The sequence below is a fragment of the Phycicoccus avicenniae genome (assembly GCF_050496545.1).
Lineage (GTDB): Bacteria > Actinomycetota > Actinomycetes > Actinomycetales > Dermatophilaceae > Phycicoccus > Phycicoccus avicenniae_A.
Genome location: NZ_JBNVZV010000003.1, coordinates 211221 through 225338, shown reverse-complemented (window position 1 = coordinate 225338; position 14118 = coordinate 211221). Strand labels below are relative to the sequence as shown.

Sequence of the window (14118 nt, the reverse complement as noted above, 5' to 3'; positions counted from 1 at the left end):
CCGAGTGCACCGATCGCTCCCGGCGTGTGGGTGGCGTTCTCCGTGCGTGCGCATCTCCGATCGGGACCGCACGCCCATGCCGAGCGGGAGGGCCGCGTCAGAGGTGGCGGTGCATGACGTGCAGCCCGACCCGGCCGTGCCGGCGCGAGTCGAAGGCCTCGGGGACGGTCCCGATCACCTTGAACCCGAGCGATCGCCACAGGCCCACGGCCGCCGTGTTGGTCTCGACGACCGCGTTGAACTGCATCGCCGCGTAGCCGTCGGACCGTGCGCGCTCGAGGACCCACTCGCCGAGCGCCCGACCCACCCCACGTCCACGGGCGGCCTCGGCCACCATGAACGACGCCGTCGCGACGTGGGCGCCGCGCCCCGGCCGGTTCGGGCCGGTCTTCGCCGAGCCGAGCAGCTCCCCGCTCGCCTCGTCGACGGCCACGACCGTCACCCCGGGAGCCGCCTCGACCCAGAGGGCCCGCACCTCCTCGGCGCCCAGTCCCTCGGGGTACGCGTACGTCTCGCCGTCGTCGACCACGGCGTGGAACACCGGCAGGAAGGCGGGCAGGTCGGCATCGGCGAAGGGACGGACGATCACCTCGCCGAGGATAGGGCGCGGGTCGGGCCGCCGCTCAGGCCTTTTCCGGTCGTATGTGCCGCCACGGCCGGGTGAGCGAGAAGCGGCGCCCGGTCAGCTCGTCGACGCTGATCGCCACCACGTTGAGCTTGACGGTGTCGACCCAGGGCCGCAGCGGAAGCTCCTCGGTCTCGTCCGCCTCGTGCCCGTCGAGGGTGCGTGCCCGCCCGCGCACGACCACGCTGCGGGCCTCGTGCTCGTCGATCTCGTCGACCTCGAAGGCGACGTCGGCGTTCATCGTCAGCCCGAGCAGCTTGCTGCCCTCAGCGGTCCGCACGACGATGCGGCCCTGCGCGTCGACGGCGTAGTTGATGGGGGTGATGTGCACCTCGTCCGCCAGGTGGAAGGCGAGCCGACCGAACTCGTTGTCGCGCAACATGGCCCACGAGTCCTCGCGGGTGAGGGTGCTGACGGGTGACTCGGACATCGAGGCCTCCTCGAGGTGCAACGGACTTTCTACTACACAGAGTAGTGGATGGATGTGCCGTAGGCCCACCGGACGTGGGTCACACCGGGGTAGCCTCCGGAGCGTGGAGGACTCCGGAGGCCGCACCGAGGAGGTCGTCGTCGTGGGCGCCGGCCCGGGCGGGCTGGCCGTCGCCGCCGCCCTCCGCGACCGCGGGGTCCAGGCCCTCGTCGTGGACCGCGCCGAGCAGGTGGGGGAGTCGTGGCGCAACCACTACGACCGCCTGCACCTGCACACCCCCCGCGGTTGGTCGCACCTGCCGGGCTACCGCATCCCCCGCCGGTTCGGCCGCTGGGTCGCCCGCGCCGACGTCGTGCGCTACCTCGAGGAGTACGCGCGCCACCACCGCGTCCGGCTCCGGCTCGGCACGGCCGTGACGCGCGTGGAGCGGCTCGACGCCACGGACCGCGGCGCGCGCTGGGTGGTCCACCTCGCCGACGGCACCGACGTTCGCGCCCGTCACGTCGTGATCGCCACCGGCTACAACCACACCCCGGTCGAGCCGACCTGGCCGGGCCTGGACGGTTTCACCGGCGAGCTAGTCCTCGCCCGCGACTACCGCAGCGGCCGGCCCTGGGCCGGGCGCGACGTCCTCGTCGTCGGCACCGGCAACACGGGCACCGAGATCGCCACCGACCTCGCGGAGCAGGGCGCCACCCGCGTCTGGCTCGCCGTCCGCACACCGCCGCACATCCTGTCCCGCACGCGTTTCGGCGTCCCGGCGCAGGCGACCGGCATCGCCGTCCGCCGCCTCCCGCCGAAGGTCGTCGACCGCGTCGCGGGCGTGCTGGCGGCCGTCCAGGAGCCCGACCTCACCGAGCACGGGATGCCCCGCGCCGGCCGCGACCTGTACTCCCGCGTGCTCGAGGGGCGCATCCCCGTGCAGGACGTCGGGGTCGTCGGGGCGATCCGGTCCGGACGGGTCGAGCCGGTCGCCGCCGTCGAGGCGATGGACGGCGCCGACGTCGTCCTCTCCGACGGCACCCGGCTGACCCCCGACGCCGTGGTCGTCGCCACCGGCTACCGGGCCGGGCTCGAGCCGCTCGTCGGGCACCTCGGGGTCCTCGGCGAGCGCGGGCTGCCGACGACGCACGGGGCCGAGCCGGCAGCGGGCGCCCCCGGCCTGTGGTTCACCGGCTTCACCAACCCGATCTCCGGGATGCTCCGCGAGCTGGCCATCGACGCCGAGAAGATCGCCCGTGCGGTCACCCGGACCACCTGACGACGGTGCGACCCGGGCGGTCAGTCGGGCAGGCGGGTGACGTCGAGGGTGAAGCCGTGCGCCCGCAGCCGGTGCACCAGCGGCATCCCCAGTGCGCTGGCCGGGGTCAGCACCCCCGCAGCGTCGGGCAGCCCGACGTCGCCCTCCGCGAGGGCCAGCGCGGACTGGCCGAGCATCACGGCCGTGCCCGAGTAGCCGGGGTCGTAGGGCGCGGCGACCGTGGCCCGGTAGCGCGCGCCGTTCGTCGCCTCGGCGGTGACCTCCATCCGGAACCGGCCGGCGGCCATCGCCTCGTCGCTGGGCCCTTCGCCGGGCGCGGGCAGGACGCGGTCGAGAACGGCGCGGGTGGGCGCGAAGGCCATCCCGGCGAGCCCGGCCAACAGCCCGGCCGAGACGACCCCGGCCGTCACCGCGCCGCGCGGGCCGGACCCGTAGTCGGAGTACTCGGTGTAGCGGAACCCGTCGCCGTACCCGAGCAGCGAGGCCGACCGCGCCACGACGCGGGTGTTGAACGCCGCCATGACGAAGGGCCCGGTGAAGTGGGCGTTGTCCGGGTCGCGGCGCACCGGCGAGGCCTTGACCACCCGGTCGAGCGCCCCGCCGACACCTCCGCGTCGCGTCCGACCGGACCCGGCCGGGCGCGGCGGCCGACCGCCCTCGGCCAGGGCCCACGGGTCGCCGGCGATGCGCCGCGTCGCGGGGTCCTCGCGCATCTCGAGGGCCTGGGTGCGCGCCGAGTCGATGGTCCCGCCGCTGAAGCCGCCCTTCATGCTGCGGACGGCCAGCCGGGTGGCGCCCAGCTCGGCGCCGTCGGCCCGCGCGGCGTCGGCGCAGAGCATCACGCCGAGGTCGCTCGGGATGGAGTCGAAGCCGCAGGCGTGCACGATGCGCGCGCCGGACAGCATCGCCGGCTCGTGGTTGGCGCCGACGCTGCGGTGCACGAAGAGCACCTCGCCCGTGAGGTCGCAGTAGTGAGTGCCGGCCTCGGCGCACGCGGCGGCCAGCGGCACACCGAACTTCGCGTACGGGCCGACCGTGGTGACCACGACCCGGGCCCGGGCCGCGAGGTCGGCGACGGCAGCGGGGTCGAGCGCGTCGAGCACGACCAGCGGCCAGTCCGCGCCTGCCTCCCCGAGCGACCCCCGGACCGCCTCGAGGCGGTCGAGCGAGCGCCCGGCGAGGCCGATGCGCAGCCCGGCCGGCGCGTTCTCGGCGAGGTGCCGCGCGGTCAGCCGCCCGACGAACCCCGTGGCGCCGAAGAGGACGATGTCGAGCTCGCGGCTGGTCATCGCCCCACCGTAGGGGGTCGCCCGTCCCGTCGAGCCGGTGCGTCGGGCAGAGTGGGTGGATGAGGGCGACGACGCGGGTGCTCGGTGTGGTGCAGGCAGGCGGGGCCGGGTCCCGGATGGACGTGCTGACGCGGGAGCGGGCCAAGCCGGCCCTCCCGTTCGGCGGGTCCTACCGCCTCGTCGACTTCGCCCTCTCGACCCTCGCGGGGAGCGGCGTCACCGACGTCTGGCTCTCCGTGCAGTACCGCGCCGGCAGCCTGCACGGCCACGTCGCCGGCGGTCGCCCCTGGGACCTCGACCGCACGCGCGGCGGCCTCCGGTGGCTGGTGCCCGAGGAGGGCGGCGGCTCACCGACGCAGGAGGGCTTCGCCGAGGGCAACGCCGACGACCTGCACCAGTACGTCGACGCGATCGACTCCTTCGGGTCCGACGTCGTCGTCGTCACGAGCGCCGACCAGGTGCTGGGCGTCGACCTGCGACCGGTCATCGACGAGCACCTGGCCTCGGGCGCCGACGCCACGCTGCTGACCACCGAGGTCACGCGCACGCGGGCCCGCGAGAAGACCGTCGTCGTCACCGGCCGCGGCGGCGCGGTGCGGCGGGTGGAGGAGAAGCCGGACGACCCGTCCGCCACGACGATCGCCGCCGAGGTGTTCGTCTACCGGCGTGAGGTCCTCGTCGACGCCCTCGGCGCCCTGCGCCGCGACGTGGCCGTCCGCGACGGTGACGCCGACGACCTCGGCGACTTCAGCGAGCACCTCCTGCCCGGCCTCGTCGAGCGCGCCGACGTCCGGGCCGTCCCGCTGCCCGGCTACTGGGCCGACTGCGGCACCCCGGCCGCCTACCTCGCCGCCCACCGCGACCTCGTCGCCGGCCGGGTGGGGCTGATGACCGACCCGCCCGTGCCCCTGCTCACGCGCTGGCCCGAGCGGCGCCCGGCCGTGGTCGCATCCGGTGCGGTGGTCGAGGACTCCTGGCTCGCGCCGGGCTGCGACGTGCGGGGGACGGTGCACCGCAGCGTCATCGGGCCCGGCGTGGTCGTCGAGGCCGGGGCCGTCGTCGAGGACTCGGTGCTCATGGAGGACGGCCTCGTGCGCCGGGACGCCCGCGTGGCCACGGCCGTCCTCGACGAGCGCGTCGTCGTCGGCCGCGGCGCGCGGGTCGGCCGCCTGCCCACCGCGACCCGGCTCGCCGACTCCCACGTGACGCTGCTGGGGCGCGACGCATCAGTGGCCGCCGGCGCCGAGCTCGACCCCGGTGCGCGGATGGAGCCCGGCGCGACCGCCTGACCCCTCGCGCTGCCTCAGCCCTGGGCGCCCGGGTGCACGGCAGCGAGCACGGCCGCGTAGCGCTCGCGCGCCTCACGGCCCTGCTCGGCGGCGGACGGCTCGACGGTGGTCTCGACGGCGACCGGCCAGTCCGGCGCGGCCTCGGCGCCGGATGCCGCCCACGCCGCCTGGCGAGCCGCGCCGACCGCGACGTACTCGCCCGGCGCCGGCACGGCGACGGGCGCGCCGAAGAGGTCGGGCGCGATCGTGCGCACGGCCGTCGAGGCGGCCGCACCACCGATGAGCAGCACCCGGTCGACGGGGCAGCCGGCGTCGCGCACCGCGTCGACGGCGCTCGCCAGCCCGAGCAGCATCCCCTCGACCACCGCGCGCGCGAGGTTCTCGGGTGTCGCGTTCGAGCGCGTGATCCCGTGCAGCGCACCGGTGGCGGTCGGCAGGTTGGGGGTCCGCTCGCCGTCGAGGAAGGGGAGCAGGGTCAGGCCACCGGCGCCCGGGTCGGCGGCCAGGGCCAGCCGGTCGAGCCCGGCGAGGTCGACGCCGAGCATCGCGGCGCCCGAGGTGAGCACCCGCGCCGCGTTGAGGGTGCAGACGAGGGGGAGGAAGGCGTCCTCGGCGTCGGCGAAGGACTGGACGAAGCCGCGGGCGTCGGCGGTCGGGCGGTCGTGACGCGCGAACGCGGTCCCGCTGGTGCCGAGCGAGACGACGACGTCCCCCCGCCCCAGCCCCAGACCGAGCGCGGCCCCCATGTTGTCGCCGGTCCCCGGTGCGACGGCCAACCCGTCGCGGGTGCGACCGACGACCTCGGCCGGGCCGGCGACCCGCGGCACGGCGAGGTCGCGGCCGGCGGCCATCCGCAGCAGGTCGGGGCGGTACTCGCGCGTCGCCGCCGAGAAGTACCCGGTGCCCGAGGCGTCGCCGGCGTCGGTGGTCCACTCCTCGAACCCGCCTCCGGCAGAGAGGATCCGGCCGGTCAGCCAGTCGTGGGGGAGGACCACGCGGGCCGCGCGCCCCATCGCCTCCGGCTCGTGGTCGCGTACCCACCGGACCTTCGCGGCGGTGATGGCCGCCAGGGGCACGATGCCGACCGCCTCGGCCCAGGCGGCGGCGCCGCCCAGCTCCTCGACGAGGTCGCGGGCCGTGCCGGCGGAGCGGGTGTCGTTCCACAGGAGCGCGGGACGGACCACCTCGTCGGCGTCGTCGAGCAGGACCATCCCGTGCTGCTGGCCGCCGACCGCGAGGGCGCCGACGCCGTCGAGCAGGCCGCCGGCGGTCGCCTCCTCCCAGGCCCGCCACCAGTGGGCGGGGTCGACCTCGGTGGCGTCGGGATGGGCGCCGCGACCGAGCCGGACCACCTCCCCGGTCTCGGCGTCGCACACGGCGACCTTGCAGGACTGCGTCGAGGTGTCGACGCCGGCGACGAGCGGGCGGTCGGTCATCCGGGGCCTTTCGGGGGCGGCGTTGTCGCTGCGGGCTCAGGTGAACGATAATCCGCTCACGTGAGACTGTGCAGGCCCGGCCCGTGAGCGAGACCGAACCCCTCCGTGCCACCGACGCGGTGCAGGCCGGCGAGGCCGCCCGCCGGTACTACCTCGCGGGCGAGAGCAAGGTCGAGATCGCCGCCGCCATGGGCGTCAGCCGCTTCAAGGTGGCCCGGCTGCTCGAGGCCGCGCGCGCGGCGGGCATCGTGCGCATCGAGGTGGTCGACCGCGGCGGGGTGGATGCCGAGCTGTCCCGGCGCCTGCGCGAGGCGTTCGGGCTGCGTCGCTGCGTGGTCGTCGACTGCCCGGACGACGCCCCGCGCCTGCGCACCCACGTGGGGTCGGCCGGCGCCGACGTCCTGCTCGACGTCCTCGGCCCGGACGACGTGCTCGGCCTGCCGTGGGCCCGCACCGTCAGTGCCCTGCTCGAGGCGCTGCCCGCGCTGCCGCCCGTGCCGGTCGTCCAGCTGAGCGGCTCGATGGTCATCCCGGGCGAGCACAGCCCGGTCGACATGGTGCGGGCCGCGGCCGCGCTCAGCGGCCACGACGCCAGTGTCTTCTACGCGCCCTTCATCCTCGACGACGCCGCCAGTGCGGCCGCCCTGCGCCGCCAGCCCGCCGTCGCCGCCGCGATGGCCGAGGCCGGGCGGGTCACCGTGGCCGTCCTGAGCATCGGCGCCTGGGTGCCCGGCCACTCGACCATCCACGACGCGGTCGACGATGCCGTGCGCGCCGACGTCACCCGCGCCGGGGCGGTCGGCGAGGCGCTCGGCGTCTTCGTCGACGCCGATGGCCGGGCCGTCCACCCCGAGCTCGTCGACCGGATGGTGACGATCGACGCCGAGCAGCTGCGGCGCATCCCGGAGCGGGTGGCGCTGGCCACGGGGGCGCCCAAGGCGTCGGCGGTGCACGCGTTCCTGCGGGGCGGGTGGGCGACGGCGCTGGTCACCGACCGCTCGCTGGCGACCGCCCTGGCCCGCCGCGCCGGCGCCTGACCCGTCGAAAGGACAGAACACGCCGTCCGCGCCCAGGCGCACACGGCGTGTTCTGTACCTTCGACGGGTCGGTCGGGGCGTCAGCGGGTGGCGGCCGCCCGGTGCTCCGCGGCCTGGCGCTGCGACCAGATGCGGTCGGCGCGGTCCACGCTCGCCCGGTCGTCGACGTCGACCCCTGCCCGCCGCGCCGCGGCGAGGGCCTGCGGGCTGTGCAGGTCGGGGGTGAGCACGCGCTCGGGGGTGATGCCGCGGTCGAGCTCGGCGTAGCGGCGCTGGGTGGCGGCGAGCCGCTCCTCGGAGCCGGCCGCCTCGCGCAGCAGCGCGCTGGTGGTGCGCACGGTCGCCCCGGTCAGCAGCGGGCTGACGGTCGGGGTGTAGCCGTTCGCGTGGCCCTCCTTCTTCGGGTGGTAGGACTCCTCGATCGGGTTGGACAGGCCGTTGATCCACTCCGGGGAGTCGCACACGGCGTGGCCGACGAAGCGCGAGGTCGGGTTGGCGAAGGAGAAGCCGGCGGCCGAGGCCCGCTGCGAGGTCACCGAGTTGACGAGGTCGGCCATCGCGTTGAGACGCGCCTCCTCCTCCGGCGAGAACCAGGTGAGGGCGTTGCAGTCCTCGCCGTTAAAGATCCGGGGGTAGCCGACCACGGTGACCTTGGCGTTCGGCGCCTTGGCCCGGATGCTCGAGTACAGCGAGGACAGCCGGCTGGGCAGGGTGCCGTTGACGAAGGCCTGCGCGCCGTCGACCGCGCCGTTGCAGTCGCTCATCCACCCCGGCTGGGCGCACTCGGTGAGGACGTCGGCGAACCCGGCGTCGTTGCCTCCGATGGAGATCGAGACGTAGGAGGTGGAGGCCGACAGCGCGGGGAGCTGGCTGTTCGTGACGTCGGCGACGGTCGCGCCGGAGCAGGCGCGGAAGGTCAGGGAGTACCCACGGGCCGCCGCGATGAGCGAGGGGTAGGCGTACGCGGAGCGCAGGCACGAGGTGCCGTCGGCGATGTAGTCCCGGGTCCCGGTTCCGGAGGAGTAGCTGTCGCCCAGGGCGACGTAGGTCGGGCCGGCCGCGTGCGCGGGCAGGGCGCTCAGCGCGAGCGCGACGGTCGATCCGAGGGCGGCGGCGGCCATGGCACGTCGTCGGGACATGGGTGATCCTCCAGGGTGTGGTCGGGGGGTGGGTGCCGTTCACGCTAGGACGGTCTCGCACAGTCCGCGCGGCGAGCGGTTCGCGCGGGTTCTTCCGCCGGGGCGCCGCGTCGCTTATCTTTGGGCCGTGAATCCAACGGGTCCAGCGCCGGGCTCGCAGGCCTCCCTGCGCGAGAGGAACCGCCTGCGGGTCCTCGACGCCGTCCGCGAGCACGGTGCGCTGACCCAGGTCGAGATCGCCGGGGTGACCGGCCTGTCCGCCGCGTCGGTCTCCACCCTCGTGCGCGAGCTCGACGTCGCGGGCGCCGTGCAGCTGCGCCCGAGCATCCGCAACGGGCGCCGGGCCACCCAGGTCTCGGTCGCGACCTCGAGCGGGCTGGTCGGTGCGGCCGTGTTCGGTGACCGCGACATCCGGGTCGCGGTGGCCACCGGTCCGGCCGACATCGTGAGCCAGAAGCGGATGCCGCTGCCCGCCGACCACGCGGCCGACGAGGGGATGACGCGCGCCGCCCGCCTGCTCCAGGAGCTCGCCGAGGGGGCCGGTCACACGGCCGCCGACATCCGCGCGCTCGTCGTGGGCCTGCCCGCACCCATCGACACCGTGTCCGGTGAGGTCGGCTCCGAGGGCGTGCTCCCCGGATGGCGGGGCGTCGCCGTCGGTCAGGCGATGCAGGACGCCCTCGGCGTGCCGGTGCTGCTCGACAACACCTCGAACCTGGCTGCCGTCGGTGAGTTCAAGCTCGGTGCGCTGCAGGGCATCTCGACCGGTGTGTTCCTCAAGGTGTCGTACGGCGTCGGCGCCGGGCTGATCATCGGGGGCGAGCTCTTCCGGGGGAGCGCGGGGACGGCGGGCGAGATCGGGCACGTCACCATCGACGAGAACGGACCGGTGTGCCGGTGCGGCAACCGGGGCTGCCTCGACACCTTCGTCGGGGCCCGGGCGGTGCTCGCCGCGCTGCTCCCCACGCACGGCTCGCTGACCCTGCGCGACGTCATCAACCGCGCGCTCGACGGCGACCCCGGCTGCCGCCGCGTGCTCGAGGACTCCGGCCGCCACCTCGGTGTCGCGCTCGCCGGCGTCGTCAACCTGCTCAACCCCGAGGTCGTCGCCCTCGGCGGTCAGGTGGCGCGGGTGGGGGAGGTCGTCCTCGGGCCGATGCGCGAGGCCATCGAGCGCTGTGCCATTCCCAGCGCCGCCGCGTCGGTGGACGTGCGGGTCGGCGAGCTCGCGCCGGAGGAGGCCGACGTGCGGGGCGCGCTGGCCGTCGCCGACCAGCTGCGCGAGGACGCCGACCGGGCCGCCCTGGCCGTCGGGTGAGGCCGTGACCGAATCGTGTCCCGACCACGTTGTATTCAAGCCTTGACGTCAAGGCCTGAAGCGAGTTGAATCCGTCAGGACCGCACCAGAGAGGCTGCGGACGTCAGGCACAGGAGAGACACATGACCCCTCGACTCACCCGATTCGCCGGTGCCACCCTGGCGCTCGGCCTCACCGTGGCCGGCCTCGCGGCCTGCGGTGACGGCGGCAGCGGCGGCGGCTCGAGCTCGGACTCCGGTTCCGGCTCCGGCGGCGCGAAGAAGATCGCCCTCCTCCTCCCCGAGAACAAGACCGCCCGCTACGAGGCGTTCGACCGCCCGATGTTCGAGGCCGCCGTCAAGGCCGCCTGCGCGGACTGCGAGGTCGTCTACAGCAACGCCGAGCAGGACGCCGCCAAGCAGCAGCAGCAGGCCGAGGCCGCCATCACGCAGGGCGTGAACGTCCTCGTCCTCGACGCCGTCGACGGCAAGTCGGCCGCGACCATCGTCCAGAACGCCAAGTCCCAGGGCGTCCCCGTCATCGCCTACGACCGCTTCGTCGCCGGCTCGGACTACTACGTCTCCTTCGACAACCAGAAGGTCGGCGAGCTCCAGGGCACCGGCCTGGTCACCGCGATGAAGGCCGCCGGCAAGACGAGCGGCGACATCGTGATGATCAACGGCTCGCCCACCGACGCCAACGCGGCCGACTTCAAGAAGGGCGCGCACAGCGTCCTCGACAGCAGCGGCTACACCGTGAAGGCCGAGTACGACACCCCCGACTGGAGCCCGGACAAGGCCCAGGCGTGGATGGAGGGCCAGGTCGGCACCGTCAAGGGCAACCTCGTCGGCGTCTACGCGGCCAACGACGGCACCGCCGGTGGCGCCATCGCCGCCCTCAAGGGTGGCGGCGTCAACCCGCTCCCGCCGGTCACCGGCCAGGACGCCGAGCTGGCCGCGATCCAGCGGATCATCGCCGGCGACCAGGCGCTGACCATCTACAAGGCCATCAAGCCGCAGGCCGAGGACGCCGCGAAGAACGCGATCGCCCTGGCCAACAAGCAGAAGCCTGCCTCCTCCGCCGACAAGGAGGGCGTCCCCTCGACCCTCCTCGACCCGGTCGTCGTCACCAAGGACAACATCAAGGACACGGTCATCGCCGACGGCTTCTACAAGGCCAGCGACGTCTGCACCGCCGAGTACGCGGCCAAGTGCACCGAGCTCGGCATCAGCTGACCCTCCGCCCCATCCCTCACGAAGGAGTGAGCCGACCGTGACCACCACCACCCCGGCCCCCGTGCTCTCGATGACCGGTGTGTCGAAGCGCTTCGGAGCAGTCCAGGCGCTCAAGGACATCGAGTTCCACGTCGGTGCCGGGGAGGTGGTGGCCCTCGTCGGTGACAACGGCGCGGGCAAGTCCACGCTCGTCAAGGCGATCGCCGGCGTCTACACCCCCGACTCCGGCGACGTCACCTTCGACGGCCAGAAGGTCGACATCACCACCCCCGCCCAGGCCCAGGCCCTCGGCATCGCCACCGTCTTCCAGGACCTCGCGCTCTGCGACAACCTCGACGTCGTGGGCAACCTCTTCCTCGGCAGCGAGGTCAAGCGCAGCGGCGCCCTCGACGAGGTGACGATGGAGCAGGAGTCCTGGCGGCTGCTGCGCGAGCTGAGCGCGAAGATCCCGAGCGTGCGCATCCCGGTCGCCAGCCTCTCCGGCGGCCAGCGCCAGACGGTGGCCATCGCCCGGTCCCTGCTGGGCGCGCCGAAGGTCGTCATGCTCGACGAGCCGACCGCCGCCCTCGGCGTGGCCCAGACCGCCGAGGTCCTCAACCTCGTGGAACGGCTGCGCGAGAAGGGACTCGGGGTCATCCTCATCAGCCACAACATGAGCGACGTCATGGCCGTCGCCGACCGCGTCGCCGTCCTGCGGCTCGGGCGCAACAACGGCGACTTCCGGGTCGCCGACACCAACAGCCAGGAGATCATCGCGGCCATCACCGGCGCGACGACCAACGCCGTCACCGCGCGAGCCGCCCGCCGGGCCCCGCAGGAGGAGCAGTCGTGAGCACGCAGACCCCGCCCCCCGCCGACCCCACCGCCGCCGCGGCGATCCCGGCCGACCTCCAGGACGAGCGGCTCATCGCCTCCCAGGGCGTCGGCGGCTGGGCCTCCGCGACCTGGACGCGCATCCGCTCCGGCGACCTCGGCTCGCTGCCGGTCGTCGTCGGCCTCGTCATCATCTGGGCGGTCTTCTACGCCCTGAACCCGGCGTTCATCAGCAGCCGCAACCTCGTCAACCTCACCCTCCAGATGGTGCCGATCGGCATCCTCGCCATCGGCGTGGTGCTCGTCCTCCTGCTCGGCGAGATCGATTTGTCGATCGGCTCGATGTACGGCCTGTCCGGCGCGGTGCTCGTCGTGCTGTTCGTCAACCAGGGGATGAGCGTCTGGGTGGCGGTGGTCGCCGCGCTGGCGGCGGGCGCGGTCGTCGGGCTCGTCTACGGGTTGTTGTTCAACCGGTTCGGCGTGCCCAGCTTCGTCATCACCCTGGCCGGCCTGCTCGTGCTCCTGGGGCTGCAGATCCGCACGCTCGGCAAGGACGGCACGGTCAACCTGCCGTTCGAGTCCTCCCTCGTGCAGTTCGCCTCGCAGAAGTTCCTGCCGCACTGGCTGGCCTACACGCTGGCCGTCGCCGTGCCGCTGCTCTACCTGCTGGCGCGGCTGCGCACCAACCAGCGGCGGACCGGCGCCGGCCTGTCGGCCACCCCGGTCACGGCGCTGGCCGTCCGGGCGGGTCTGCTCGCGGTGGCGCTGGTCGTCATCACCTACCTGCTCCAGCGTGACCGGGGCATGTCCTACATGGTCGTGCTCTTCCTCGTCCTCGTCGTCGTCATGGACCTCGCGATCCGGCGCACGACGTGGGGCCGCTCGGTGCTGGCCATCGGCGGCAACGTCGAGGCGGCGCGGCGGGCCGGCATCAAGGTCAAGCGCGTCTACCTCAGTGTCTTCGTCCTCTGCTCGACGTTCGCGGCGCTCGGCGGCATCCTCGGTGCGGCGCGGCTGGCCTCGGCCAACCAGAGCAGCGGTGGCGCCGACACCAACCTGAACGCCATCGCGGCGGCGGTCATCGGCGGCACCTCGCTCTTCGGTGGTCGTGGCTCGGCGTACTCGGCGCTGCTCGGCATCCTCGTCATCTACTCGATCAGCAACGGGCTGGCCCTGCTCTCGGTCTCGGCGGACGTGCGCTACGTCGTCACCGGTGCGGTCCTCCTCCTCGCCGTCGTCATCGACAGCCTGAGCCGCCGCAGCCGCGCGGCCCACGGCCGGGCCTGACCTCGGCCGTCCGGCCGGACCCCCGGGGCCTGCGCCCCGGGGGTCCGCCGTGTCCACGTAGCATCGCCGGATGGCCCTGACCGACCTGTCCCGCTGCTCGGCCGCCGCGCGCGACCGCGGCGAACCCCTCGCCGGCAGCGCCCCCGTGGCCAGCCGGTGGCTGCTCGTCGAGCACCCCGGCCCGTGGTCCAAGGCGCCCCTCGAGACCCCGCCCTTCCTCGGTCGGGTGGGCGCGGAGATCGAGTCCACGTGCGCGTCCTTCGGCGGGCGGGTGCTGCTCGTGCGGCGCCAGGGCCGCCGCGGCTCCGAACCCGGTGCGCGCCAGTGGTTCGCCGTCGACACCGTCCGCGGCACGTGGGTGCGCGGCACGTGGCGCACCGCCGAGGACGTCGTGGCCGCCGCCCGCTCGCTGGGGACCGCGTTGAGCGCCAGCGACACCGACGCCGAGCCGATGCTCCTCGTCTGCACGCAGGGCACGCGCGACGCCTGCTGCGCGGTGCGCGGCCGGCCGATCGCGGCCACCCTCGCCCGCGAGTGGCCCGAGGAGGTCTGGGAGTGCACCCACCTCGGCGGCCACCGCTTCGCGGGGACGATGCTGAGCCTCCCCGACGGCGCCTGCTACGGGTACCTGGACGCCGACCACGTCGTCGACCTCGTGCGGGGCCACCTGGCCGGTCGTGCCACGGCCCGGCACCTGCGGGGGGTCACGCGGTGGGAACCGGCGGTGCAGTCGGCGCTGGCCACGGTGCTCGCGGAGCACGGGCCGGCGGGCCTCGACGACGCCGTGCCCGGGCGGGTCGACGCCGACCCCGCCGGCGGGCCGACGCGGGTCGAGGTGCTGGGGTCCGGGCCGGTGCCCGACCGGGTGCTCGTCGAGGTCACGGCCGAGACGGTCACGGACTTCGCCCTCAGCTGCGGCGCCGGCCCGAAGCCGGCCGTCGTGCACCGCGCGCGCATCCTCCCCTCCGACTGAGCGACCG

13 protein-coding genes are annotated in these 14118 nt (G+C 74.6%); 8 read left to right on the top strand and 5 right to left on the bottom strand.

The annotated features are described in order from the left end of the window. Nucleotides 1–97: 97 nt before the first annotated feature. Nucleotides 98–589 carry an N-acetyltransferase family protein gene (locus ACQZ2A_RS04160; RefSeq protein ID WP_430207436.1) on the bottom strand — a complete coding sequence of 164 codons (492 nt, stop codon included), beginning with the start codon at nucleotides 587–589 and terminating at the stop codon, nucleotides 98–100. Between the two features lie 34 nt (nucleotides 590–623). Further along, entirely contained in the window at nucleotides 624–1055 is a 432-nt protein-coding gene (locus ACQZ2A_RS04155) for a pyridoxamine 5'-phosphate oxidase family protein (RefSeq protein ID WP_430207434.1), read from the bottom strand. 103 nt (nucleotides 1056–1158) lie between these two features. Here ACQZ2A_RS04155 and ACQZ2A_RS04150 point away from each other — a divergent pair, with 103 nt between their 5' ends. Continuing rightward, complete coding sequence (locus ACQZ2A_RS04150) at nucleotides 1159–2316, top strand: flavin-containing monooxygenase (protein WP_430207433.1); 1158 nt, start codon at nucleotides 1159–1161, stop codon at nucleotides 2314–2316. Between the two features lie 20 nt (nucleotides 2317–2336). Here the strand turns inward: ACQZ2A_RS04150 and ACQZ2A_RS04145 are convergent, their stop codons facing one another. Then, nucleotides 2337–3605 carry a saccharopine dehydrogenase family protein gene (locus ACQZ2A_RS04145; protein ID WP_430207430.1) on the bottom strand — a complete coding sequence of 423 codons (1269 nt, stop codon included), beginning with the start codon at nucleotides 3603–3605 and terminating at the stop codon, nucleotides 2337–2339. Nucleotides 3606–3664: 59 nt separating this feature from the next. Here ACQZ2A_RS04145 and ACQZ2A_RS04140 point away from each other — a divergent pair, with 59 nt between their 5' ends. Next, the gene (locus tag ACQZ2A_RS04140; protein ID WP_430207427.1) at nucleotides 3665–4894 is read left to right on the top strand and encodes a glucose-1-phosphate adenylyltransferase family protein; all 1230 of its coding nucleotides are present in this window, start codon (nucleotides 3665–3667) and stop codon (nucleotides 4892–4894) included. A 14-nt stretch (nucleotides 4895–4908) separates the two neighbouring features. Here ACQZ2A_RS04140 and xylB read toward each other — a convergent pair whose 3' ends face one another. Beyond that, the gene (gene xylB, locus ACQZ2A_RS04135; RefSeq protein ID WP_430207424.1) at nucleotides 4909–6330 is read right to left on the bottom strand and encodes a xylulokinase; all 1422 of its coding nucleotides are present in this window, start codon (nucleotides 6328–6330) and stop codon (nucleotides 4909–4911) included. Between the two features lie 83 nt (nucleotides 6331–6413). Between xylB and ACQZ2A_RS04130 the strand changes: the two genes are divergently transcribed. Beyond that, the gene (locus tag ACQZ2A_RS04130) at nucleotides 6414–7367 is read left to right on the top strand and encodes a sugar-binding transcriptional regulator (RefSeq protein ID WP_430207421.1); all 954 of its coding nucleotides are present in this window, start codon (nucleotides 6414–6416) and stop codon (nucleotides 7365–7367) included. 80 nt (nucleotides 7368–7447) lie between these two features. Here the strand turns inward: ACQZ2A_RS04130 and ACQZ2A_RS04125 are convergent, their stop codons facing one another. Continuing rightward, complete coding sequence (locus tag ACQZ2A_RS04125; RefSeq protein ID WP_430207418.1) at nucleotides 7448–8506, bottom strand: SGNH/GDSL hydrolase family protein; 1059 nt, start codon at nucleotides 8504–8506, stop codon at nucleotides 7448–7450. A gap of 127 nt (nucleotides 8507–8633) precedes the next feature. Between ACQZ2A_RS04125 and ACQZ2A_RS04120 the strand changes: the two genes are divergently transcribed. The 5 genes from ACQZ2A_RS04120 to ACQZ2A_RS04100 all read left to right on the top strand — a co-directional run bounded on the left by ACQZ2A_RS04120 (nucleotide 8634) and on the right by ACQZ2A_RS04100 (nucleotide 14111). Then, the gene (locus ACQZ2A_RS04120; RefSeq protein WP_430207415.1) at nucleotides 8634–9824 is read left to right on the top strand and encodes an ROK family transcriptional regulator; all 1191 of its coding nucleotides are present in this window, start codon (nucleotides 8634–8636) and stop codon (nucleotides 9822–9824) included. A gap of 122 nt (nucleotides 9825–9946) precedes the next feature. Beyond that, nucleotides 9947–11038, top strand: coding sequence for a sugar ABC transporter substrate-binding protein (locus tag ACQZ2A_RS04115; RefSeq protein WP_430207413.1), 1092 nt, complete (start codon nucleotides 9947–9949; stop codon nucleotides 11036–11038). Between the two features lie 37 nt (nucleotides 11039–11075). Next, nucleotides 11076–11870: an ATP-binding cassette domain-containing protein gene (locus ACQZ2A_RS04110; protein WP_430207410.1), complete on the top strand. Its 795-nt coding sequence runs from the start codon at nucleotides 11076–11078 to the stop codon at nucleotides 11868–11870. Continuing rightward, the gene (locus ACQZ2A_RS04105) at nucleotides 11867–13138 is read left to right on the top strand and encodes a sugar ABC transporter permease (RefSeq protein ID WP_430207408.1); all 1272 of its coding nucleotides are present in this window, start codon (nucleotides 11867–11869) and stop codon (nucleotides 13136–13138) included. Before ACQZ2A_RS04110 ends, ACQZ2A_RS04105 begins: the two co-directional genes overlap by 4 nt. Before the next feature lie 70 nt (nucleotides 13139–13208). Then, nucleotides 13209–14111 (top strand): sucrase ferredoxin, encoded by a 903-nt coding sequence (locus ACQZ2A_RS04100; RefSeq protein WP_430207405.1) that lies wholly within the window; start codon nucleotides 13209–13211, stop codon nucleotides 14109–14111. Nucleotides 14112–14118: the final 7 nt, after the last annotated feature.

Bases quoted from the DNA above. Each gene is read 5' to 3' on its own strand.
- ACQZ2A_RS04155 (WP_430207434.1), bottom strand. From the start codon at position 1,055: ATGTCCGAGTCACCCGTCAGCACCCTCACCCGCGAGGACTCGTGGGCC.
- ACQZ2A_RS04145 (WP_430207430.1), bottom strand. From the start codon at position 3,605: ATGACCAGCCGCGAGCTCGACATCGTCCTCTTCGGCGCCACGGGGTTC.
- ACQZ2A_RS04140 (WP_430207427.1), top strand. From the start codon at position 3,665: ATGAGGGCGACGACGCGGGTGCTCGGTGTGGTGCAGGCAGGCGGGGCC.
- xylB (WP_430207424.1), bottom strand. From the start codon at position 6,330: ATGACCGACCGCCCGCTCGTCGCCGGCGTCGACACCTCGACGCAGTCC.
- ACQZ2A_RS04125 (WP_430207418.1), bottom strand. From the start codon at position 8,506: ATGTCCCGACGACGTGCCATGGCCGCCGCCGCCCTCGGATCGACCGTC.
- ACQZ2A_RS04115 (WP_430207413.1), top strand. From the start codon at position 9,947: ATGACCCCTCGACTCACCCGATTCGCCGGTGCCACCCTGGCGCTCGGC.
- ACQZ2A_RS04100 (WP_430207405.1), top strand. From the start codon at position 13,209: ATGGCCCTGACCGACCTGTCCCGCTGCTCGGCCGCCGCGCGCGACCGC.